This is a genomic window from Streptomyces sp. NPDC093510 (assembly GCF_040683555.1).
GTDB lineage: Bacteria > Actinomycetota > Actinomycetes > Streptomycetales > Streptomycetaceae > Streptomyces.
Window position 1 is genome coordinate 1 of the sequence record NZ_JBFBEE010000026.1, and the last position, 23,181, is coordinate 23,181.

Sequence of the window (23,181 nt, forward strand, 5' to 3'; positions counted from 1 at the left end):
CGGCCTCGGGCTCCGGCGCGGCCTCGGGCTCCGGCTCGGCGGCGGGCGCCGGGGCCTCGACGGCCTCGGCCGTCTCCTCGGTCTCGTCGACCTCGGGGGCCTCTTCGGCGGGGGTGGCCGTTATGGCCGGGGCCGCGGCTTCGGCGGCGCCCGTCGGCGGGCCGGCGGGTCGCGATGCGGCGCGGCGCCTGCGGCGCGGCGGCAGGGTGTCGCTGGGGGTGTTGTTCTGCGAGCCCTCAGTGGGTTCGGTCGGCTCAAGCATGCGGGCGGTTCTCCCGTCACGCTCCCGGGCGCCGCGCCTGGTCCGGTGATGTCCGCGGCTCGCGCTATGCGCGGGGCCGCCATCCGGGGGCGTGGGCGCCGCACGGGAGCTCTATGTCTTGTCTCGCCGGTTCCGTACGCCCATGTGCGGACGGCCTGGCGAAAGTCTCGGTCAGTGCGCTGCCCGACCCAGGTGGCTCCCGAGTACGAGGGCTGCGCGGTGACGTACGTCCTTAACGGGGGCCTTCCGGCACCGGCGCCTTCGCGGCGGCAGCTACGGCGGCCGTGGGTGGGGCGGCCGTGTCTGCCTCGCGGTCGGGCGCGAGCGGGTCGGTCACCGTGCCGGTCTCTTCATCGAAAAGCCCCTGCGCCAGCCTGGTCACCGCTGCGGGGACCGGCGGCGCCAGGTCGGCCACAGCTCGGAGACCGGACAGGACGTCGTCAGGTCGTACGGCAGGTGTCACGTGCCGAACAACCAGCCGCAGTATCGCACAGGGCTTGTCGGTCGGCCTATCGGCGTCATGCGCGACCGGTTCGCCGTCGGCGAGTGCCAGGCTCACGACGGCCTCGCGTGCGTCGAAGGTGCGCATGCCGTTCTTCGTGCGGCGCTGGACCTCGACCTGCTCCGCCGCCGTGAAGAGACCGGCGGCGCGCTCCGCCTCCGCGGGCTCCACACCGACGAGGCGCAGCTCCCATACGGAGGCCGTGAGCCGGTCGGCGAGTCCTGAGGTGCGGGACTCCACGGCGTCGACGATGTCGAGCCCGGCGGGCATCGACTCGTCGAGGAGCTCACGGAGCTTGGCGGGGTCGCGCTGTGCGGTGAGCGCGATCTCCAGATACTCGGCCTCACTGCCCGTGCCGGTGGGTGCGGCATTGGCGTACGACACCTTCGGGTGCGGGGTGAACCCCGCCGAGTACGCCATGGGCACCTCGGCGCGGCGCAGCGCACGCTCGAAAGCGCGCTGGAAATCGCGGTGGCTGGTGAACCGGAGGCGGCCGCGCTTGGTGTAGCGCAGTCGGATGCGCTGCACCGCGGGTGCGGGCGGCGGGCCTACGGGCTGTCGCTTGCCCAGTGTCGTCAGTCCTTCATGAGTGCCGTCGTACTGCTACCTAGAGTACGTGCCTCGGGCGTGTCCGGTTCCCGCCGGGCCACCGGTACGGGCACGGGCTCCTTCGGAGCGCCGAAGAGCATCCGCCGTACGTCGGCTCTGGCCTGGCGCACGCTGTCGCGCACGGAGGCGAGGGCCTGCCGTGTCGTGCGGCCGACGCTCCGGGCTGCCGCGGCGGCGGGCCGCCACAGCGCGTCGCGGACGACGTGCCCGACGGGCGTGAGAACCGAGCGGTACGCCCACCGCACCGGCTCGACGAAGATCCACCGGAGGAGCTTGCCGAGGAAGCGGCCGACGGCGAGGGAGATGTGCCCGGCGATGCGCCAGGCGTGTCCGAACGCGTCGCCGATCTCGCGCGCGACGACGGCGAGCGCCCTGCCGAGCGGCGCGAGCACCCAGCGCCAGAGGGCGAGGAGGGGCAGGACGAAGATCCAGCGGAAGAGTGTCGCGATGCCGTGTCCGAGCGGTGTGAGCACGGCGCGGTACAGCCAGCCGGCGGGCACCACGATCAGTGTCCGCACCAGCCAGGCGATGGCGACCCCGACCGGCACGACCACGTACCGCCACAGGCCCACCCACGGCCAGACGAAGACCGCCTTGAACAGCCACACCAGGGCGGCGCCGATGCCGTGTCCGACCGGCGTCAGCACGCGGGTGTAGAGCCAGACCGCCGGGATCACGAACAGGACCCGTCCGAGCCAGGCGATGCCGCGTCCGGTCGGCGTCAGGACGTGTGTGTGGAGCCACACCGCGGGGACGACGACGAGCATCCGGCCCAGCCAAGCGAGGCCCTTGCCGACGGGCACGAGCGCGTACCGCCACAGGCCGACCCACGGCCAGACGAAGACGGCCTTGAACAGCCAGGTCAGCACGGTGGCGATGGCGCGGCCGACGGGCCGCAGCGCGTTGCGGTACAGGAAGTGACCGCACACGGCGAGCGCGTCCCACACCAGGCGCACGGGGACGACGAGCACGAGCACCACGATCCGCACCGGGATGCGGATCGCGACGGCGAGACAGCCTTCGGCCTGCGGCCGCGCGGGCGCCAGGGGCTGCTCGGGCGTCAGAGGCTGTTGCTGCGGCCGTTTTTCCAGGTCCATGTCGTCCTAGACGCGCGCGGCGCCGGTTCGGATCCAGTACCGCAGCTTTCCGCCTCGTTCGTCCTCGAACGTGCCGCCCGCGGCCTCGATGACCTTGCGCGAGCCGGTGTTGTCGGTGTCGCAGGTCACGAGGACGGAGTCCAGGCCGAGTCCGGCGGCGTGCGGGAGGCTGGCGAGCAGCATGTCGGTGGCGTGGCCGCGGCGGCGGGCGGTGGGGCGCACGTCGTAGCCGATGTGGCCGCCGTACTCGCGGAGGAAGCGGGTGGCGATGGTGTGCCGGATGGCGATGCGGCCGAGATAGTCGGCGCCGTCGACGTACCAGAGGGTGGTGACGGGGACGGAGTACGGCTCGGCGGGGTAGGCGGCGGCGCGTACCTCGGCGACGTGGCGCGCGAAGACGGCGGGCTCGTGCCACTTCTCGCCGTAGTCCCGCAGGGTGCGGCCGAGCGTGGTGTCGTCGTCGTCCCCGCCCCGGCCCTCGGACCGGAACTCCTCCATCGCGGCGATGTAGGAGCGGTGCACGAGGGCCGTGGGCGGGACGAGCAGGGGCACGTACGGCTACTTGACGACCGTGAGGGGCAGGAGCTTCTTGCCGGTGGGGCCGACCTGGATGTGCGTGTCCATCTGCGGGCACACGCCGCAGTCGAAGCACGGCGTCCAGCGGCAGTCCTCGACCTCGGTCTCGTCGAGCGAGTCCTGCCAGTCCTCCCAGAGCCAGTCCTTGTCGAGGCCGGAGTCCAGGTGGTCCCAGGGCAGGACCTCTTCGTACGTACGCTCACGCGTGGTGTACCAGTCGACGTCGACGCCCATCTCGGGCAGCGTCTTCTCGGCGCACCGCATCCAGCGCTCGTAACTGAAGTGCTCACGCCAGCCGTCGAAGCGGCCGCCCTCTTCGTAGACGGCGCGGATGACGGCGCCGATGCGGCGGTCGCCGCGCGAGAGCAGGCCCTCGACGATGCCGGGCTTGCCGTCGTGGTAGCGGAAGCCGATCGAGCGGCCGTACTTCTTGTCGCCGCGGATCTTGTCGCGGAGCTTCTCCAGGCGGGCGTCGGTCTCCTCGGAGGAGAGCTGCGGTGCCCACTGGAAGGGGGTGTGCGGCTTGGGCACGAAGCCGCCGATCGACACCGTGCAGCGGATGTCGTTCGAGCCGGAGACCTCGCGGCCCTTCTGGATGACCTTCGTCGCCATGTCGGCGATCTGGAGGACGTCCTCGTCGGTCTCGGTGGGCAGGCCGCACATGAAGTACAGCTTCACCTGGCGCCAGCCGTTGCCGTACGCGGTGGAGACGGTGCGGATGAGGTCTTCCTCGGACACCATCTTGTTGATGACCTTGCGCATGCGCTCGGAGCCGCCCTCGGGGGCGAAGGTCAGGCCCGACCTGCGGCCGTTCCTGGTCAGCTCGTTGGCGAGGTCCACGTTGAAGGCGTCGACGCGGGTCGAGGGGAGGGACAGGCCGATCTTGTCCTCCTCGTACCGGTCGGCGAGGCCCTTCGCGACGTCGGCGATCTCGCTGTGGTCGGCGGAGGAGAGCGACAGCAGGCCGACCTCCTCGAAGCCGGTCGCCTTGAGACCCTTGTCGACCATGTCGCCGATGCCGGTGATGCTTCGCTCCCGCACGGGGCGCGTGATCATGCCGGCCTGGCAGAAACGGCAGCCGCGGGTGCAGCCGCGGAAGATCTCCACGGACATGCGCTCGTGGACGGTCTCGGCGAGCGGGACGAGGGGCTGCTTGGGGTAGGGCCACTCGTCGAGGTCCATGACGGTGTGCTTGGACACGCGCCACGGCACGCCGCTGCGGTTGGGGACGACGCGGCCGATGCGGCCGTCCGGGAGGTACTCGACGTCGTAGAACCGGGGGATGTAGACCGAGCCGGTCCTGGCGAGGCGGAAGAGGACCTCCTCGCGGCCGCCGGGACGGCCCTCGGCCTTCCAGGCGCGGATGATCTCCGTCATGTCGAGCACGGCCTGCTCGCCGTCGCCGATGATCGCGGCGTCGATGAACTCGGCGATCGGCTCGGGGTTGAAGGCCGCGTGGCCGCCGGCGAGCACGATCGGGTCGTCGACGGTGCGGTCCTTGGACTCCAGCGGGATGCCCGCGAGGTCCAGGGCGGTGAGCATGTTCGTGTACCCGAGCTCGGTGGAGAAGCTGAGGCCGAACACGTCGAAGGCGCCGACGGGCCGGTGGCTGTCCACCGTGAACTGCGGGACTTGGTGCTCGCGCATCAGGGCCTCCAGGTCGGGCCAGACGCTGTAGGTGCGCTCGGCGAGCACGCCCTCGCGTTCGTTCAGGACCTCGTAGAGGATCATGACGCCCTGGTTGGGCAGGCCCACCTCGTACGCGTCCGGGTACATGAGCGCCCAGCGGACGTCGCAGGATTCCCACGGCTTGACGGTGCTGTTCAGCTCACCGCCGACGTACTGGATGGGCTTCTGCACATGCGGGAGCAGAGCTTCGAGCTGTGGGAAGACCGACTCGGCAGACATCGCGAACCTTCATGAGCGGGCAGGGGTGACCATCAAGCGTACCCCGGTGTTCACCCGCCCAGCGCCGCGCGGATTTTCTCCCGGGACGCCTCGGCCCACACCCCCGGCAGCTCGCGCTCGTCGTCGGCGCCCGCCGCCTCCTCCTGGCCGTACAGCAGGCCCCAGGTGAACGCGGACTCCCCCGCCAGGTGCGCCTGGATCGCCAGGGCGCGCAGGGCGTCGCGTGCGACGACGCTGTCCTGGTGGTCGCCGAGGACGCTCTGCACGGCCTTCATCCGCTTGGCGAAACGCTGGGCGGGCTTGCCGAGCGCGGGCACGGCGGCCTCGCCCGTGTACCTGGCGCGCTTGGCGGCCTTGCGGGCGTCGTGCAGGGCGAGGTCGCGCTCCTTGCCCGGAGGCAGCTCCAGGGCGTGCTCGACGCGGGCGGCGAGGCGGGCGTAGTCCTTGAGGGCCGCCTTGGGGAGCGCTTTCGCGGGCGGCGTGGTGGCTGCGGGGCGCAGCGGGGGGTCGGCGAGCAGGGCGTCGACGGTGTCCAGGAGGGTGAGGTAGCGCTCGCTGTCGAGGACGGCGACCGTCCTGCGCCGTGAGCCTGCGCGGCGGGCGACGCTCCAGATGCGCAGGCGGCCGCGGACGGGGCCGAGGAGGAGGGTCCTCGGCAGGTCGTCGATGCGGGTGGTGAGCCGCTCGTTCAGGACCTCCTGGTCGCGGTCGACGCCCAGTTCGCCCGCGAGCCACTTGAGCTCGTCGCCGACGGGGTCGGTGACGGTCCGGTCGAGGATCTTCCGGTACGACTTGAAGGCGCTCCGCATCCGGCGGGTGGCGACCCGCATCTGGTGGACGGAGTCGGGCAGGTCGCGGCGGACGGCGGGGTCGAGCGAGACGATCGCGTCGCGCTGGGCGCGGAGGTGGGCGAGGACGTGGTCGCCGGCGGTGCCGGGGCCCTTGCCGACGGCTTCGCGGACCGCCTCGGCGACGGCCTCGCTCTTGCCTGCCTTCTTGCCGCTGCCGGTGGCGGTCTCGGCCCTGGCCGGCTCCGTACCGCTCTTCTTCGGCGCGGTCTCGGCCAGCGCCCTGGCCAGCTTCGACGAGGACGAGGAGCGGCGCGCGCCCGCCTTCTTCAGCTTCTTCTCGACCTTGTCGAGGAACGCGGGGTCGCCGCCGTCCGCCAGCTCCACCTCGGCCTCGGTCCACGCGGCCGAGCCGGTGGCGCCGTCGAGCCGGTCGGCCCGCACCTCGTCGACGCTGACCTCGGCGAGCAGGGCGCCCCGGGCGTCCACGAGGTGGCACAGGTTCCTGGCGGAGCGCAGTCTGACGACGGGGACAAGGTCGGCCTCGCGCACCCGGGAGCGCACGAGGCCGAAGAGGGCGCGCGGCACCGTCTCCGAGAGCGGCGCGTGGATCTCGTCCCGCACGCCCTCGGCGAGGGACACCGGCAGTTTCAGGTGCCAGCCCGCGTCGTCGCCGCCGGTGCGCCGCCGCAGCGTGACCGATCCTGCGGCGAGGCGCTGGTCGGGGGTGTCCCAGTAGACGGCGTCCAGCTCGACGACGCCCCGGTCGATCACGTCGTGGACCCCGGCGACGCCGGACAGGTCGGGCAGCGCCGCGCCCGCTCCGACGTCGTACTTCCGCTCGATCTCGCGCTTCGTCTCCGCCATGAATTGAATCTAGACGCGAAACGCGGGGTCAAACATGCCTGCGACCGGACTTCCGGAACAGGCCCTACGCGGACATCGGCCGTTGCACCTTGATCGATTGGAGCAGGCCGACGGCCACCCAGACCGCGAACATCGACGAACCTCCGTAACTGACGAAGGGCAGCGGGAGGCCCGCCACCGGCATGATGCCGAGGGTCATCCCGATGTTCTCGAAGGACTGGAAGGCGAACCACGCGATGATGCCCGCGGCGACGATCGTGCCGTAGAGCTCGGTGGTCTCGCGGGCGATGCGGCAGGCGCGCCACAGGACGACGCCGAGCAGCACCAGGATCGCGCCCGCGCCCACGAAGCCGAGCTCCTCGCCCGCGACGGTGAAGACGAAGTCCGTCTGCTGTTCGGGGACGAACTGGCCGGTGGTCTGCGAGCCCTTGGTCAGTCCTGTGCCGGTGAGGCCGCCGGAGCCGATGGCGATGCGCGCCTGGTTGGTGTTGTAGCCGACGCCCGCCGGGTCGAGGGCGGGGTTGGCGAAGGCGGCGAAGCGGGCGATCTGGTAGTCGTCGAGGACACCGAGCTGCCATATGGCGACGCCACCGGCGACGCCGGTGCCGAGCAGTCCGAACACCCATCGGTTGGAGGCGCCCGAGGCGAGCAGGACGCCGAGCACGATCATCACCATGACCATGACCGAGCCCAGGTCGGGCATCAGCATGACGATGGCGATCGGCACGGCCGCGAGCCCGAGGGCTTGCACGACCGTGCGGTGGTCGGGGTGTTCCCGGTCGCCCGCGTCGACGCGGGCGGCGAGCAGCATCGCCATGCCGAGGATGATCGTGATCTTCACGAACTCGGAGGGCTGGAGCGAGAAGCCGCCGACCACGAGCCACGCGTGGGCGCCGTTGATGGTGGCGCCGAGCGGGGTGAGGACGAGCAGGACGAGGAAGACCGAGATGCCGTAGAGGATCGGCACGGCCGTGCGCAGGGTGCGGTGACCGAGCCAGATCGTGCCGGCCATCAGGGCGAGCCCGATGCCGATGTTCATGACGTGCTTGAGCAGGAAAGCGTACGGGTCGTCGCCGACGAGCTCCGTGCGGTTGCGGGTCGCCGAGTAGACGAGCGCGGAGCCGATCACGGACAGCGCGAGGGCGCAGAGCAGTATCACCCAGTCGAGCCGGCGCACCACCGAGTCGCGGGCGAGGAGCCGCGACACTCCGGAGCGCTCGGGTCCGTACCCGGAGACGGAGAAGCCACTGCCGGTCATCAGTCACGCCTCCAACTGGCCGGGGCGCCCGCCAGTTCCTGTTGCTCGGCCGGCTTCTTGGGTGCCTCGGGCTTGTACGGCTTGACCTTCGGGGCGTCGATGGAGCCGTCGGTCTCGATCTTCGGCAGGTCCTTCTGCGGTTCGGGCAGGAGCGCCTTCTTCGGGTCCTGCTTGCCCTCGTCGTCCAGGCCGTAGATCGCGTCGTAGATCTTGCGGACGGCGGGTCCGGAGGCGCCGGAGCCCGTGCCGCCCTGGGAGATCGTCATGATGACCGAGTAGTCCTTGGTGTACGTCGCGAACCACGAGGTGGTCTGCTTGCCGTAGACCTCGGCGGTACCGGTCTTGGCGTGCATGGGGATCTTGTCCTGCGGCCAGCCGCCGAACCGCCACGCGGCCGTACCGCGCGTCGCGACGTCCGCGAGGGCACCGTCTATGTCCTTCTGCAGCTTGGCGTCCATCGGCAGCCTGCCGTGGGACTTCGGCTTGATCTCCTCGATCCGCTTGCCGTCGGCGCTGATGATCGCCTTGCCCACGGTCGGGTCGTACATGGTGCCGCCGTTGGCGATGGCGGAGTAGATCGTCGCCATCTGTATCGGCGTGACGAGGGTGTCGCCCTGTCCGATGGAGTAGTTGACGGAGTCACCGGCGCGCATCTTCATGCCTTCGAGGCAGTTCTCGTACGCGATGCGCTCGGCGTAGTCGCCGCCGCTCTTCTTGCCCTGCTTGCACCAGGCGTCCTTGTTGGCCTTCCAGTAGTCCTTCTTCCACTGGCGGTCGGGGACGCGTCCGGTGACCTCGTTGGGCAGGTCGATGCCGGTCTCCTTGCCGAGGCCGAACTGGTGGGCGGTCTTGTAGAACCAGTCCTTGGCGTCCTTCTTGGGCTTGTTGCCGCCGTCCTTGGCCCACTGGTCGTGCGACAGCTTGTAGAAGACGGTGTCGCAGGAGACCTCCAGGGCCTGGCCGAGGCTGATGGAGCCGTGGCCCTTGGACTCGAAGTTCTTGAAGGTCTGGCCGCCGATGGAGTACGAGCTGGGGCAGGGGTAGCGGCCGTTGAAGTCGTAGCCCGCGTTGACCGCCGCGGTCGTGGGGATGACCTTGAAGATGGAGCCGGGGGCCGCCTGGCCCTGGATGGCGCGGTTCAGCAGCGGGTAGTTGGACTTCTTGCCGGTGAGCCTGGCGTAGTCCTTGCCGGAGATGCCGCCGACCCAGGCGTTCGGGTCGTACGTCGGGTTGGAGGCCATGGAGACGATGCGTCCTGTCTTGTTCTCCATGACGACGACGGCGCCCGCGTCGGCCTTGTAGTTCTCGCCGGTGTTCTTGTCGAACTCCTTGCGGGCCTTCTTCATCGCGTCGTTCAGCCAGTACTCGGAGACGGCCTGCACGCGCGCGTCGATGCTGGTGACGACGTTCGCCCCGGGTTCGGCCTCGTCGGACTCGGCCTTGCCGATGACACGGCCGAGGTTGTCGACCTCGTAGCGGGTCACGCCTGCCTTGCCGCGCAGCTGCTTGTCGTACGTCCGCTCCAGGCCGGAGCGGCCGACCTGGTCGGAGCGGAGGAACGGCGAGTCCGTGTCCTTGGCCTTGTTGATCTCTTCGTCGGTGACGGGCGAGAGGTAGCCGAGGACCTGCGCGGTGTTGGACTTGCCGGGGGCGGCGTAGCGGCGGACGGCGGTGGGCTCGGCGGTGATGCCGGGGAAGTCCTCGGAGCGCTCGCGGATCTGCAGGGCCTGCTTGGGCGTGGCCTCGTCGGTGATCGGAATGGGCTGGTACGGCGAGCCGTTCCAGCAGGGCTGCGGCGTCTTCGCGTCGCAGAGGCGGACCTTGTCGGCGACGTCCTTCGGTGCCAGCTCCAGGACGTCGGCGAGCTTGGCGAGGACCGCCTTGCCGTCGTCCTTCATCTTCATCAGGTCCGTGCGGGACGCGGAGACGACGAGCCGCGTCTCGTTGTCGGCGATCGGCACCCCGCGGGCGTCGAGGATCGAGCCGCGCACGGCGGGCTGGACGACCTGCTGGACGTGGTTGCCGGAGGCCTCCTCCGCGTACTCGTCGCCGTTGCGGACCTGGAGGTACCAGAGGCGGCCGCCGAGGGTGAGGAGGAGGGAGACGACGAGGATCTGGATGACGACCAGACGGATCTGCACGCGGGGCGTGCGCCCCGTCTCGGGGATGTTGGTCACAGCCGCTTGACCCCCTTGATGCGTCCGGCGCGGGCGACCCGGGCCTTGGCCGCCTTGGCCCGCAGGCCGCCGCCGCGCTGGTTGCCGATGCTCAGCCCGGTGCCGGACGAGAGCCAGCCGGAGGAGACGTCGGCCGCCTTGTTGGCGGGTCCGTTCTCCCCCAGCGGGTCGTTGTCAGCGCGCCGGGCGAGCGCGATGATCAGCGGCACCGTGAACGGCGCGAGCAGCAGGTCGTAGAGCGCGGCGGTGAACAGGAGCCCGACCAGGCCGACATGGCGGGCGGCGGTGTCGCCGACGAGGGAGCCGACGCCCGCGTACAGCAGCGTCGATCCGATGGCGGCGCCGACGACCACGACGAGCGGTCCTGTGGCGGACCGGAGTCTGCCGCCGTCGGGCTTGGCGAGGCCCGCGAGGTAGCCGATGACGCAGAGCACCAGGGCGTACCGCCCGGCGGCGTGGTCGGCGGGCGGGGCCAGGTCGGCGAGGAGGCCCGCGCCGAAGCCGACGAGGGCGCCGCCGACGTGGCCGTAGACGAGGGCGAGGCCGAGGACGGTGAGCAGCACCAGGTCGGGCACGGCGCCCGGCAGCTGGAGTCTGGCCAGGACGCTGACCTGGATCACCAGGGCGACGACGACCAGTGTGCTGGACAGCAGGATTCGGTTGAAGCGCATGGGTCCGGTCTCCTACTGCTCGTCGTCGGCGGCGCCGTCGGCCGGGGGCTGTCCGGACGGGGTGGCCGTCACGGTCACCGTCGGGGTCGGCTTGGGCTTCTCGGGCTTCTTCGGCAGGACCGTGTCGCGCGGGTCCTCGCGGGGTGCCTCGACGACGATGCCGACGATGTCGAGCTTGGTGAACCCGACGTACGGCTTCACGTAGACGTTGCGGGTCAGGTCGCCGCCCGAGGGGTCGACGCGGACGATCTCGCCGACCGGGACGCCGGGCACGAACGGCCGGTCCTTCTGCGAGCCGAAGGTGACGAGACGGTCGCCCTTCTTGACCTTCGCCTTGCCGTTGAGCAGCTGGACGGAGAGCGGGCGGTCGCCCTGTCCGGTGGCGAAGCCGAGCTCGTCGGTCTTCTCCATACGGGTGCCGACGGTGAAGTCGGGGTCGTTGGCGAGCAGGACGGTCGCGGTGCCCGGGCCGACCGTGGTGACCCGGCCGACCAGGCCGTCGCTGTTCAGGACGGTCATGTCGCGCTTGATTCCGTCCTTGGCGCCGGCGTCGATGGTGACGGTCCAGGAGAAGCCCTGGGCCGCTCCTATGCCGATGACCTCGGCGCCCTTGATGCCGTACTGCCCTGCGCCCGCCGTCTTCAGCATGCTGTCGAGCTGGCGCACGCGGCTGCGGTTGCGGTCGTCGCTGCCGAGCTTGGCCTTCAACGCGGCGTTCTGGCGCTCCAGTTCGGCGATGCGGCTGTGGCGCTCACCGGAGTCGCGGACCGCGCCGATGGCGTTGCCGATCGGGTCGACGGCGGAGGACATTCCCTCCTCGACCGGACCGAACACGGTGGCGGCGGCCTGGCGGGCACCGTCGACCGGCGAGTCCTCACCACCGCGGATGTCCACCGTGATCAAAGCGAACGCGATGGCGACCAGCAGCACCAGGAGCAGCCGGCTCTCTCGTGTGTCCCTCACGTGCGGCGGCGTGCCTTCCTCAATCGGATTCCATGGAAACTGCGGGTTCCACGGGGTTCTGGGGAATTGTCGTGCCTTGCGGGAATTGCGTGTCTTGCCTCTATATCAACGATCCGCCGCACGAAGTGGCAGGCACTCGTACGGCGGATGTTTTCGCGTCAGATCATCTGCGCGGCTGGGCGTCGAGCACCTGCTGCAACGCCTCGAACTCCTCGACACACTTCCCGGAGCCGAGCGCCACGCTGTCCAGCGGGTCCTCGGCGATGTGGATCGGCATGCCGGTCTCGCGGCGCAGCCGCTCGTCGAGGCCGCGCAGCAGGGCGCCGCCGCCCGTCAGGACGATGCCGCGGTCCATGACGTCGCCCGACAGCTCGGGCGGGCACTTGTCGAGGGTCGTCTTGACCGCGTCGACGATCGCGTTGACCGGCTCCTCGATGGCCTTGCGGACCTCGGCGGCGGAGATGACGACGGTCTTGGGCAGCCCGGAGACCAGGTCGCGGCCGCGGATCTCGGTGTGCTCGTCGGCGTCCATGTCGTACGCCGAACCGATGGTGATCTTGATCTGTTCGGCGGTGCGCTCGCCGAGGAGGAGGGAGTACTCCTTCTTGATGTGCTGGATGATCGCGTTGTCCAGCTCGTCGCCCGCGACGCGGATCGACTGTGCCGTGACGATTCCGCCGAGCGAGATCACGGCGACCTCGGTGGTGCCGCCGCCGATGTCGACCACCATGTTGCCCGTGGCCTCGTGGACCGGCAGGCCGGAGCCGATGGCCGCGGCCATGGGCTCCTCGATGATGTGCACCTGGCGCGCGCCAGCCTGCGAGGACGCCTCGATGACGGCGCGGCGCTCGACACCCGTGATGCCCGAGGGCACGCAGACGACGACGCGCGGGCGGGCGAGGTAACGCCGCTTGTGGATCTTCAGGATGAAGTAGCGGAGCATCCGCTCGGTGATCTCGAAGTCGGCGATGACGCCGTCCTTCAGCGGGCGCACCGCGACGATGTTGCCGGGCGTGCGACCGATCATCTTCTTCGCTTCGGAGCCGACCGCGAGGATGCCACCGGTGTTGGTGTTGATCGCGACGACGGACGGCTCGTTGAGTACGATCCCCCGACCCCTGACGTACACCAGCGTGTTGGCGGTCCCGAGGTCGACAGCCATGTCACGGCCGATGAACGACATGTTGTTCCCCATGAGGATGCGTCTGGCCTTCCCTATTGGAGCTTCTGATGGCTTTTTAGGTAGGCGAGGTGGGTGCTGAGTGGCAGTGGAGGCTTCCATCGTAGTCTCGGCCGCGCGAAGACGGCGCGAGGGTCTTCGCCATTGTCAGCAGATGATGTGCCGCCTCGCCTTTGGAGACGTGCCATCGGAGGCACGGGTTCCCCCGATTGGGGCGCATATGCCAAAGGACGGCCGAATTCCTTCGGCCGTCCCAGGTCAGGGCAGCGCACTGCTGACGCGAGGTCAGAGGACTAGGCGACGGCCGGGAAGAAGATCTTGAGCTCGCGCTCGGCGGACTCCTCCGAGTCCGAGGCGTGGATCAGGTTCTCGCGGACGATCGTGCCGAAGTCACCGCGGATCGAACCGGGCGCCGCGGCGATCGGGTCGGTCGGCCCGGCGAGCGCGCGCACACCCTCGATGACCCGCTCGCCCTCGACGACGAGCGCGACGACGGGACCGGACGACATGAAGGCGACCAGCGGCTCGTAGAACGGCTTGCCCTTGTGCTCGCCGTAGTGCTGCTCCAGGGTCTCCTGGTCCAGCGAGCGCAGTTCCAGCGCGGAGATCGTCCAGCCCGCCTTGCGCTCGATGCGGCCGATGATCTCTCCGATCAGACCACGACGGACGGCGTCGGGCTTCAGCAGGACGAGGGTGCGCTGGCTCATGTGCGGCTCCAAGAGGTGTTCTTACGATCTCTACGATCACGGGGGATTGGGCCGCACGATACCGGGGACGGCTACGCGGCGTTACCTCCGGCCTCCGCCTGCCCCTCGGTCATGGCCGCGAAGCGTGCCTTCGCCTCGTCCACCTTGCGCCCGAAGTGGACCGACGCCCACCACAGAGCGGCGAACACCGCGCCCATGAGGAACATCATCGGCACCACGAAACCGCTGGCCACCAGCAGGATCTGCAGGGCCCAGCCGAGCTGCACCCCGCCGGGCCGGGTGAGCATCCCGCAGAGCAGGAGGCTCAGCAGCATCGCGACGCCGCAGACCGTCCAGACCGTCCCCATGGACAGGTCCGGGTCCTTCATGGCGACCAGGCCCGCGAAGCCGATGACGAAGAACTCACCGATCAGCGTCGAAGCGCAGAGCACACGCACAGGAATTCAGCCTCTCCCCAGGAGCAGTCGGGCCTCGCCGACCGTGATGACGGAACCAGTGATGAGGACGCCGCCGCCCGCGTACTCCCCCTCTTCCTCGGCGAGGGTGATCGCCGCCTCCAGCGCGTCGTCCAGGCGCGGCTCGACCTGCACGCGGTCGTCGCCGAAGACCTCCACGGCGATTCCGGCGAGCGTGTCCGCGTCCATCGCGCGGTGGCTGGAGTTCTGCGTGACGACGATCTCGGCGAAGATCGGCTCGAAGGCCTCCAGGAGCCCCTTCACGTCCTTGTCGTCGCTCGCGCCGACCACGCCGATCAGCCGGCTGAAGTCGAAGACCTCGCTGATCGCGGCGGCGGTGGCGCGGGCACCCGCCGGATTGTGCGCGGCGTCCAGGACGACGGTGGGCGAGCGGCGCACCACCTCCAGGCGGCCCGGCGAGGCGACCGAGGCGAAGGCCTTGCGGATCGTGTCGATGTCGAGCGTGCGCGAGTGCTGCGAGCCGATGCCGAAGAACGCCTCGACGGCGGCGAGCGCCACCGCGGCGTTGTGCGCCTGGTACTCGCCGTGCAGGGGCAGGAAGACCTCCTCGTACTCCCCGCCGAGCCCCCGGAGCGTCAGGAGCTGGCCGCCGACCGCGACCTGGCGGGCGACGACGCCGAACTCCAGGCCCTCACGGGCGACCGTCGCGTCGACCTCGACGGCCTTCTTCAGGAGCACCTGCGCGGCGTCCACCGACTGCTGGGCCATGATCACCGTGGCGTCCGGCTTGATGATGCCGGCCTTCTCCGTGGCGATCTCGCCCGGCGTGGAGCCCAGGCGGTCCGTGTGGTCCAGGTCGATGGGGGTGACGACGGCGACCGAGCCGTCGATCACGTTCGTCGCGTCCCAGCTGCCGCCCATGCCGACCTCGACGACGGCCACGTCGACCGGGGCGTCCGCGAAGGCCGCGTACGCCATGCCGGTGAGGACCTCGAAGAACGAGAGCCGGTACTCCTGCTGGGAGTCGACCATCTCCACGTAGGGCTTGATGTCGTTGTACGTCTCGACGAAGCGCTCGGCCTCGATGGGGGCGCCGTCCAGGCTGATCCGCTCGGTGATCGACTGGACGTGGGGCGAGGTGTAGCGGCCGGTGCGCAGCTCGAAGGCGGAGAACAGCGCCTCGATCATGCGGGCCGTGGACGTCTTGCCGTTCGTACCCGTGATGTGGATCGAGGGGTACGCGCGCTGGGGCTCGCCCAGGACGTCCATCAGGGCGGCGATGCGGCGGACGGAGGGCTCCAGCTTCGTCTCGCCCCAGCGGCCCGCGAGCTCCGTCTCCACCTCGCGCAGCGTCCGGTCCACCTCCGGATCGGTGGGGCGCGCGGGGATGTCGGCCTGCGGCGGCCCTCCCTGCGTGCGGAGGGTGCGGCTGCCGGCCTCGATCACCGCGAGGTCCGGGTCGCGGTCGGTCTCGGCACCGACGATCTCGTCGAAGGGGTCGCCGTCGGCGGGTCGGTCGGCGCTGTCGTCGTGCGGGGGGAGGTCACTCACGTACGCCAGTCTACGGAGCGGCACCGACACGCGCGGGCAGGGCCGTCTCCTCGGGGGGTGGGGGGTCCTCGGGTGCTTCGTCGGGTGCTTCGCCGGGTGCCTCGCCGGGTGCTTCGTCGGGTGCTTCGTCGGGACCTTTGGCCCGTCCGATTCGGGACTTTGGTCCCTCCGCTTCGGAGTGCCACCGGGCAAACTTGGCGATCATGGACATAGGTATCGACCTCGGCACTGCGAACACCCTCCTCTACGTGCGCGGCAAGGGGATCGTGCTCAACGAGCCGTCCGTGGTCGCCGTGCGGGCGGACAAGGGCGGCAAGAGCCGGGTGCTCGCCGTGGGCGCGGAGGCCAAGGAGACCATCGGGCGGACGCCCGGTTCCATCACCGCCATCCGTCCGCTGCGGGACGGCGTGATCAGCGACTACGAAGCCGCCGAAGAACTGATCCGGCACTTCGTGCGCAAGGCCCTGCCCGGGCGCCGTCCCCGTACGCGCATGGTCGTGTGCGTGCCGAGCGGGGTCACGCCCGTCGAGCGGCGCGCGATCGTCCACGCGTCGCAGCGGGCCGGGGCGCGGGCCGTGCACCTCATCGAGGAGCCGATGGCGGCGGCCATCGGAGCGGGGCTGCCCGTCTCCGAGCCCCGCGGGTCGATGGTCGTCGACATCGGGGGCGGCACCACCGAGGTCGCCGTCATCTCGCTGGGCGGGATCGTCACGGCCCAGTCGCTGCGGGTGGGCGGCGACCGGCTCGACTCCGCCATCACCGACTACGTCCGCAAGGAGCACACGCTGCTCATCGGCGAGCGCACCGCCGAGGACATCAAGGTCGCCATCGGGTCGGCGTGGCCGGTGCCGGGTGAGGACGCGCTGGAGATGCGGACGTTCACCGTGCGGGGGCGGGAGAAGGTGGGCGGGCTGCCGAAGACCGTGGACCTGACCACGCGTGAGGTGCGGGCCGCGCTGGACGAGCCCGTCGAGCAGATCATCGCCGCGGTGAAGGCGACGCTGGAGGAGTGTCCGCCCGAGCTGTCCGGCGACATCATGGAACACGGGATCGTACTGACCGGTGGGGGTGCGCTGCTGCCCGGTCTCGATCTGCGCATCGCGTCCGGTACGGGGATTCCCGTCTTCGTCGCCGATGAGCCGCTGGACAGTGTGGCGATGGGGTGCGGGAAGTGCGTGGAGGACTTCGACGGGCTTGAGCGGGTGATGACCGCGGCGTAGGCCCCCGGCCGTGGCTGGGGGCTCTCGCCTTGGGTTCGTCTGTGGGGCGGGGCCGTGGGGGTATGTACGTACTCGCTATCCCTTCGCCACGCCTCAAGTCCAAAGACGCCAATGTTCGCTCGGTGCTCCGTGCGCACATACCCCCACGTCCCCTCGGGACGCGTTTGCGGCTGCGGCCCGTCGCCACTTCTGCCCTTGGCTGGGGCTGTGTCTTGGGCTTCCCCCCGCCCCCCCCGCCCCTGGGCTCCTACCTGGCAGCTGCGTCGCGGGGCAAACGGGTGGGTGGGTGGGATACATCCGCCGCGAAGGGGGGGGGGGGCCGCCCCCTACATCCGCCGCGAAGCGGCGGGCTTGGGGCTCCTACCCCGGGGGGACGTCGCAGGGGACACCCCACCCACCCGCCCGGCCCTAGGTCAGCTCGCCTGTGGAGAGCGTGGCCCTGACCTCGTACGTCGTGTCGGTCGGGCCTGCCGTGAACGTGCCGCCCACCGCCCGGACGCGTTCCGCCATGCCTGTGGTGCCCGTGCCGGCGGAGACCGGAGGCGAGGACGGGGCCTTGGTGGGGAGGGGGTTGCGGACCGTGATCTGTAGGTGGGTGCCCTGCACGGCCACGTGCACCGTCACCCGTTCGCCCGGCGCGTGCTTCGCCGCGTTCGTCAGGCATTCCTGGACCACCCGGTGCACCGCCGCCTGGCGCAGCGGCGAGAGGCGGTGGGCCTCGTCGTCGATCCGGAGGTCGACCGGGCTGCCCGCCCGAGCGCTGTGGGCCGCCAGTTCGGGGAGCGCGTCCAGGCCGGGGGTCGGGGCGCCGTCCGTGCCGCGCTGCACGATGATCTCGTTCAGCATCCGGTGCGCGCTGCGCGCCGTCTCCGAGAGTTCCTCGAAGCCGTCCTCGAAGGGCCCGCCCGCGGCCCTGCGCGCCAGCACCTGGGACCGCACGCTCAGCAGCGTCAGCTCGCGGCCGACGAAGTCGTGCACGTCCCGCGAGATGCGGACCCGCTCCTGCTGGACGGCGTGCAGCGTCTCCGTCTCCGCGCGCTGCGCCTCCAGCGCGCGGACCAGGTCCTGCCGGTTCGCGGCGACGCCGACGCCCGCCGCGAGCACGCCGATCGGGACGACGAGGCTCAGGAACGAGCTGAGCGTGTCCCCGCGGTGCACCGGCCAGCCAGGCAGGTTGAACATGACGTACGCGAAGGCGACGTAGCCGACGACGCCGAGGGTTCCCGCCGTGCGGCCCCGGTAGCGGCCCAGGGAGTAGAGGGCGAACTGCGCCAGCGTCAGCTCATGCAGCCAGCCCAGGAAGAGGAGCGCGATCGCGTACGTCAGCCAGGACGTCCTGCGCCGCAGCAGCAGCGAGGACGCGCCGGCGGCCAGGGCGAGCGCGGCGAGCGGGCCGTTGAGGCTGTTGTCCTCCGCCTCGGCGAGGCCCGGGATGTCCAGGCTCATCAGCGCGAACGCGCTCAGCGCGGCGAGCACGTCCACGGCGCGCGGCTCCTGCGACCAGCGCCCGCAGAGGCGGCCGGCCGTGGCCGTCGCCTGGCGGATCGCCTGGGCGGCGGGCAGGGTGCGCATGCTCTCCATCATCCAAGGTCTTTCGGCCCGTTTCACCGGACTTACGTCCTTGTCTTGGTGATTTGCCGCACCCAGGGATGTTGCGGGTGATCCCGGTCATGCCGCCGGAGGGGGCACACGACGGGTGTCCTCTCGGCGCGGCTGCCCGGTCCCTGCGTGCGCCGGGGGTCAAATCGGACCATGTGGTATGCCCAGAATCCCACCAAGCGGACCCATCAGCTCGCCGGTGACGCCGGGGTACTCGCGTGGACCGCGCTGTGGGCCGCCGCGGCCGTCATCGCGTACCGGCTGGCCTGTCTGCTCGCCCTCCCCCGCGCCCTCCAGGAACACAACGCGCCGCTGCCGCTGGTCGGCGGCCGCGTCGACATCGCCATGCGGCGCATCGCGGACGCCGTCGACGCCATGGACCCGGTGGCCGTACGGGCCGCCGTGGCCGTGGGTGCCGTCGCCCTCTTCGTCGTACCCGTCGGGCTCCTCCTGAGTGCCTGGCTGCCGCGCAGGCTGCGCTGGATCCGGCAGGCGGGTGCCGCCCGGGACCTCGCCGCCTCGGACGACGGCCGCGAACTGCTCGCCCTGCGCTCGCTGCTGCGGCCGCTGCACGAGGTCGCCCTCACCGCCTCGGAGATCCCGGACGCGACGCCCGGCAGCCTCGCCTGGGGCTGGCGGCACGGCGACCCGGAGACGCTGGACGCCCTGGCCGCGGCGGAGTTGGAACGGCTCGGCCTCGACCTCGCGCCGACCCGGGCGGGTTACGGCACTGTGGTCCGTCCGCTGCCGGCCCAGGCCACCGAGACCGTCACCGGCCCGGTGACCAGCGAGGTGTAGAGGTGTAGAGGTGTAGAGGTCCAGGAGACACGCGAAAGCCCCGGGGCCGGTGCCGGTCCCGGGGCCTTCGCGTGCGTACGCGGTTACGCGGCCGGCAGGGCCTCCAGCTGCGCCTGGAGTCGGGCGATGTCGGCCTCGGCCTTGGTGAGGCGGCCGCGGATCTTGTCCACGACCTGGTCGGGGGCCTTCGCAAGGAACGCTTCGTTGCCCAGCTTCGCCTCGGCCTGCGCCTTCTCCTTCTCGGCGGCGGCGAGGTCCTTGGCCAGGCGCTTGCGCTCGGCCTCGATGTCGATCGTGCCGGACAGGTCGAGCGCGACGGTGGCGCCCGAGACCGGCAGCGTCGCCGTCGCCGTGAAGGCGTCGCCCTCCGGCTGGAGGCGGAGCAGCTGGCGGATGGCGGCCTCGTGCGGGGCGAGCGCCGTGCCGTCCAGGGTCAGGCGGGCCGGGACCTTCTGGCCGGGCTGCAGGCCCTGGTCGGCGCGGAAGCGGCGGACCTCGGTGATGACCTGCTGGAGCGTCTCGATCTCCTGCTCGGCGGCCGAGTCGCGGAAGCCGCTGTCCGAGGGCCAGTCGGCGACGACGAGCGATTCGCCGCCGGTCAGCGCAGTCCAGAGCGTCTCCGTCACGAACGGGACGATCGGGTGGAGCAGGCGCAGCGTCACGTCGAGGACCTCGCCGAGGACGCGGGCCGAGACCTTCGCGCCGTCGCCGCCCGCCATGAACGTCGTCTTGGACAGCTCGACGTACCAGTCGAAGACCTCGTCCCACGCGAAGTGGAAGAGGGCGTCGGAGAGCTTGGCGAACTGGAAGTCGTCGTAGAGCGCGTCGACTTCGGCGACGGTCGCGTTGAGGCGGGAGAGCACCCAGCGGTCGGTGGCGGACAGCTGCTCGGCCGGGGGCAGGTCGCCCTCGATCGTGGCGCCGTTCATCATCGCGAAGCGCGTGGCGTTCCAGATCTTGTTGGCGAAGTTGCGCGAGCCCTGGACCCAGTCCTCGCCGATCGGCACGTCCGTGCCCGGGTTGGCGCCGCGGGCGAGGGTGAAGCGCAGGGCGTCCGAGCCGTACTTGTCCATCCAGTCCAGCGGGTTGACCGCGTTGCCGAAGGACTTCGACATCTTCTTGCCGAACTGGTCGCGGACCATGCCGTGCAGCACGATCGTGTGGAACGGCGGGGTGCCGTCCATCGCGTAGAGGCCGAACATCATCATTCGGGCGACCCAGAAGAAGAGGATGTCGTAGCCGGTGACGAGGACGGAGTTCGGGTAGAACTTCGCGAGCGAATCCGTCTGCTCGGGCCAGCCGAGGGTGGAGAACGGCCACAGGCCCGACGAGAACCACGTGTCGAGCACGTCGTTGTCCTGCGTCCAGCCCTCGCCCGTGGGCGCCTCGTCGTCGGGGCCGACGCAGACGACCTCGCCGTTCGGGCCGTACCAGACCGGAATGCGGTGACCCCACCAGAGCTGGCGCGAGATGCACCAGTCGTGGAGGTTGTCGACCCAGTCGAAGTACCGCTTCTCCATCTCCTGCGGGTGGATCTTGACCTTGCCGTCGCGGACCGCGTCACCGGCGGCCTTCGCGAGCGGGCCGACCTTGACCCACCACTGCATCGACAGACGCGGCTCGATGGTGGTCTTGCAGCGCGAGCAGTGGCCGACCGAGTGCGTGTACGGGCGCTTCTCGGCGACGATGCGGCCCTCGGCGCGCAGCGCGCCGACGATGGCGGAGCGGGCCTCCAGGCGGTCCAGGCCCTGGAAGGGGCCGTGCGCGGTGATCACGGCGTGCTCGTCCATGACCGCGATGTTCGGCAGGGAGTGGCGCTGGCCGATCTCGAAGTCGTTCGGGTCGTGGGCCGGGGTCACCTTGACGGCGCCGGTGCCGAACTCGGGGTCGACGTGCTCGTCGGCGACGACCGGGATCGTGCGGTCGGTCAGCGGCAGCTTGATCTGCTTCCCGACCAGGTGCTTGTACCGCTCGTCGTCGGGGTGGACCGCGACGGCGGTGTCGCCGAGCATCGTCTCGGCGCGGGTGGTGGCGACGACGAGCGTCTCCTCCCCCTCGCCGTACTTGATCGAGACGAGCTCGCCGTCGTCGTCCTGGTACTCGACCTCGATGTCGGAGATCGCCGTGAGACAGCGCGGGCACCAGTTGATGATGCGCTCGGCGCGGTAGATCAGCTCGTCGTCGTAGAGCTTCTTGAAGATGGTCTGGACGGCCTGCGAGAGGCCCTCGTCCATGGTGAAGCGCTCGCGCTCCCAGTCGACGCCGTCGCCGAGGCGGCGCATCTGGCCGGAGATCTGGCCGCCGGACTCGTTCTTCCACTTCCAGACGCGCTCGATGAACGCCTCGCGGCCGAGGTCGTGGCGGGACTTGCCCTCCTTGCCGAGCTCGCGCTCCACGACGTTCTGCGTGGCGATGCCGGCGTGGTCCATGCCGGGCTGCCACAGCGTCTCGAAGCCCTGCATGCGCTTGCGGCGGGTGAGGGCGTCGATGAGCGTGTGCTCGAAGGCGTGGCCCAGGTGGAGCGCGCCCGTGACGTTCGGCGGGGGGATGACGACGGTGTACGGAGGCTTCTCGCTCTTCTCGTCGGCGGAGAAGTAACCCCGTTCTACCCAGCGCTCGTACAGCGGCCCCTCTACCTCGGCCGGCACGTACTGGGTCGGCAGTTCGGGGGTGGTCGCTGGGGGCTGCTGCTGAGCGTTCTCGGTCACGCGGCCAGTTTAGAGGGGTCGTGGAGCGGTCCCGAAACCGGAATGTTCGACATCGCTTGTGGCCGGGGGCTCCAGGGGGCCCGGATTTCCTTCAGGATGTCCGGGACACATCAGCATTCGGAGGGGGACCCCGCGCAATGAGCTACAACGAGCCAGGCCCGTACGGGGGGCAACAGCCGCAGCAGCCTGGGCCTTACGGGGGTCAGCCTCCGCAGCAGCCGGGACCCTACGGGGGTCAGCAGCCCCAGCAGCCCGGCCCGTACGGGGGCCAGCCTCCGCAGCAGCCGCCGAACCCCTACGGGCAGCCCCCTCAGCAGCAGCCCCAGCCCGGCTACGGCTTCCCGCAGCAGCCCCCGCCGCAGGCGCCCCAGCAGGGCGGCTACAGCCAGCCGCAGCAACCCGGCCCCTACGGGCAGACCCCGTACCCGGAGCCGCCTCAGGGCGGCGGCGGCAAAAAGAAGAAGACCGGGCTCGTGATCGGCGCGGTCGCCGTGGTCGCCGCGCTCGGCGTCGGGGCGTACTTCGTCTTCGGCGGCGGGAGCGGCTCGACGTCGGTCGAGGACGACGGCGCGCACAAGCTGGTGCCGCCGGCGTCGGTGGGCGAGTACAAGAAGGGCGACGAGTCCAACGCCCCCGACGACGGCCCGCTCGGCTCCGGCGACAAGAAGAACGCCGAGGAGATCGGCATCAAGAACCCGGAGAACGTGGCGGCCTCGTACGAATCCGGTGAAGCTCTCAAGGGCAAGCAGATGAGCTTCCAGGGGATGTACGGCGAGATCGAGGACCCGGAGCAGGCCGTCGACGACGGCTTCGCCAAGGCCGACGAGAACGCGGAGAAGGAGTCGGGCGGGACCACCGGCGACTCCGACGAACAGATCGAACTCGTCGGCAGCCCCGAGACCGTCGAGCCCGACGGCCTCGACAACGCCGTCATGAAGTGCCAGACCGCGAGCTTCAAGGAAGACGCCGACGTGACGAAGCTGCCGGTCTGCATCTGGGCGGACCACAGCACGTACGGCATCGTCTTCGGCATGGACATGGCCGCGATGCTGAAGGGCGGCGGCGGCATGTCCGCGGACGACGTCGCCCAGTTCGCCGCCGACCTGCGCAAGGCGGCGCGCGTCAAGGCGTAGCGGAGCAGTCGCGGCATAGGGAGCAGTCGCGGCATATGAGGCGAAAGGCCCGGGGTGGTCCGCCCGCCCCGGGCCTTCGTACGTCCGCCCCCTGGAACAGCCCTTCAACAACTCCGCATCGATCCGGCCCGAGGCCCCTGCCCCGTAGACCCATCCGACAGGATGTTCGGAACACATAAGCATTGGGAGGG

General features: G+C 70.6%; 19 protein-coding genes. 3 read left to right on the top strand and 16 right to left on the bottom strand.

Annotation, left to right across the window (positions count from 1 at the left end):
* From AB0N81_RS32810 to AB0N81_RS32875, 14 genes are all read right to left on the bottom strand, one after another.
* The coding region (locus AB0N81_RS32810) for a hypothetical protein (protein WP_365364809.1) at positions 1-262 on the bottom strand (262 nt) is incomplete at its 3' end.
* Between the two features lie 232 nt (positions 263-494).
* Positions 495-1,292 (bottom strand): TIGR03936 family radical SAM-associated protein, encoded by a 798-nt coding sequence (locus AB0N81_RS32815; RefSeq protein ID WP_365364811.1) that lies wholly within the window; start codon positions 1,290-1,292, stop codon positions 495-497.
* A 47-nt stretch (positions 1,293-1,339) separates the two neighbouring features.
* Entirely contained in the window at positions 1,340-2,470 is a 1,131-nt protein-coding gene (locus AB0N81_RS32820; RefSeq protein WP_365364813.1) for a hypothetical protein, read from the bottom strand.
* Between the two features lie 6 nt (positions 2,471-2,476).
* Positions 2,477-2,968, bottom strand: coding sequence for a GNAT family N-acetyltransferase (locus AB0N81_RS32825; RefSeq protein WP_365364982.1), 492 nt, complete (start codon positions 2,966-2,968; stop codon positions 2,477-2,479).
* A 60-nt stretch (positions 2,969-3,028) separates the two neighbouring features.
* Positions 3,029-4,954 (bottom strand): TIGR03960 family B12-binding radical SAM protein, encoded by a 1,926-nt coding sequence (locus AB0N81_RS32830; RefSeq protein WP_365364815.1) that lies wholly within the window; start codon positions 4,952-4,954, stop codon positions 3,029-3,031.
* Between the two features lie 50 nt (positions 4,955-5,004).
* Positions 5,005-6,609, bottom strand: coding sequence for a CYTH and CHAD domain-containing protein (locus AB0N81_RS32835; RefSeq protein ID WP_365364817.1), 1,605 nt, complete (start codon positions 6,607-6,609; stop codon positions 5,005-5,007).
* A gap of 64 nt (positions 6,610-6,673) precedes the next feature.
* Positions 6,674-7,867, bottom strand: a complete 1,194-nt coding sequence (rodA, locus tag AB0N81_RS32840; protein ID WP_365364819.1) for a rod shape-determining protein RodA — start codon at positions 7,865-7,867, stop codon at positions 6,674-6,676.
* On the bottom strand, positions 7,867-10,044 hold the full coding sequence (mrdA, locus tag AB0N81_RS32845) for a penicillin-binding protein 2 (protein WP_365364821.1): 2,178 nt from the start codon (positions 10,042-10,044) through the stop codon (positions 7,867-7,869). The genes rodA and mrdA overlap by 1 nt, the downstream gene beginning before the upstream one ends.
* Positions 10,041-10,715: a rod shape-determining protein MreD gene (gene mreD / locus AB0N81_RS32850; protein WP_365364823.1), complete on the bottom strand. Its 675-nt coding sequence runs from the start codon at positions 10,713-10,715 to the stop codon at positions 10,041-10,043. The genes mrdA and mreD overlap by 4 nt, the downstream gene beginning before the upstream one ends.
* A gap of 12 nt (positions 10,716-10,727) precedes the next feature.
* Positions 10,728-11,678, bottom strand: a complete 951-nt coding sequence (gene mreC / locus AB0N81_RS32855) for a rod shape-determining protein MreC (protein WP_365364825.1) — start codon at positions 11,676-11,678, stop codon at positions 10,728-10,730.
* 163 nt (positions 11,679-11,841) lie between these two features.
* The gene (locus AB0N81_RS32860) at positions 11,842-12,861 is read right to left on the bottom strand and encodes a rod shape-determining protein (RefSeq protein ID WP_365364984.1); all 1,020 of its coding nucleotides are present in this window, start codon (positions 12,859-12,861) and stop codon (positions 11,842-11,844) included.
* Positions 12,862-13,151: 290 nt separating this feature from the next.
* Entirely contained in the window at positions 13,152-13,565 is a 414-nt protein-coding gene (ndk, locus tag AB0N81_RS32865) for a nucleoside-diphosphate kinase (protein ID WP_365364827.1), read from the bottom strand.
* Between the two features lie 71 nt (positions 13,566-13,636).
* Positions 13,637-14,002 (bottom strand): DUF4233 domain-containing protein, encoded by a 366-nt coding sequence (locus AB0N81_RS32870; RefSeq protein WP_365364829.1) that lies wholly within the window; start codon positions 14,000-14,002, stop codon positions 13,637-13,639.
* Positions 14,003-14,008: 6 nt separating this feature from the next.
* Positions 14,009-15,532 (bottom strand): folylpolyglutamate synthase/dihydrofolate synthase family protein, encoded by a 1,524-nt coding sequence (locus AB0N81_RS32875; RefSeq protein WP_365364831.1) that lies wholly within the window; start codon positions 15,530-15,532, stop codon positions 14,009-14,011.
* Between the two features lie 203 nt (positions 15,533-15,735).
* Here AB0N81_RS32875 and AB0N81_RS32880 point away from each other — a divergent pair, with 203 nt between their 5' ends.
* Complete coding sequence (locus tag AB0N81_RS32880) at positions 15,736-16,752, top strand: rod shape-determining protein (protein ID WP_365364833.1); 1,017 nt, start codon at positions 15,736-15,738, stop codon at positions 16,750-16,752.
* A 408-nt stretch (positions 16,753-17,160) separates the two neighbouring features.
* On the opposite strand, the gene AB0N81_RS32885 is transcribed toward AB0N81_RS32880, so the two are convergent.
* The gene (locus tag AB0N81_RS32885; protein WP_365364835.1) at positions 17,161-18,324 is read right to left on the bottom strand and encodes a histidine kinase; all 1,164 of its coding nucleotides are present in this window, start codon (positions 18,322-18,324) and stop codon (positions 17,161-17,163) included.
* A 180-nt stretch (positions 18,325-18,504) separates the two neighbouring features.
* Here AB0N81_RS32885 and AB0N81_RS32890 point away from each other — a divergent pair, with 180 nt between their 5' ends.
* Entirely contained in the window at positions 18,505-19,149 is a 645-nt protein-coding gene (locus AB0N81_RS32890) for a hypothetical protein (protein WP_365364837.1), read from the top strand.
* Between the two features lie 83 nt (positions 19,150-19,232).
* Here AB0N81_RS32890 and AB0N81_RS32895 read toward each other — a convergent pair whose 3' ends face one another.
* Positions 19,233-21,857, bottom strand: coding sequence for a valine--tRNA ligase (locus AB0N81_RS32895; RefSeq protein ID WP_365364839.1), 2,625 nt, complete (start codon positions 21,855-21,857; stop codon positions 19,233-19,235).
* Between the two features lie 137 nt (positions 21,858-21,994).
* Here AB0N81_RS32895 and AB0N81_RS32900 point away from each other — a divergent pair, with 137 nt between their 5' ends.
* The gene (locus tag AB0N81_RS32900) at positions 21,995-22,990 is read left to right on the top strand and encodes a hypothetical protein (protein WP_365364841.1); all 996 of its coding nucleotides are present in this window, start codon (positions 21,995-21,997) and stop codon (positions 22,988-22,990) included.
* The last annotated feature ends 191 nt before the right edge of the window (positions 22,991-23,181 follow it).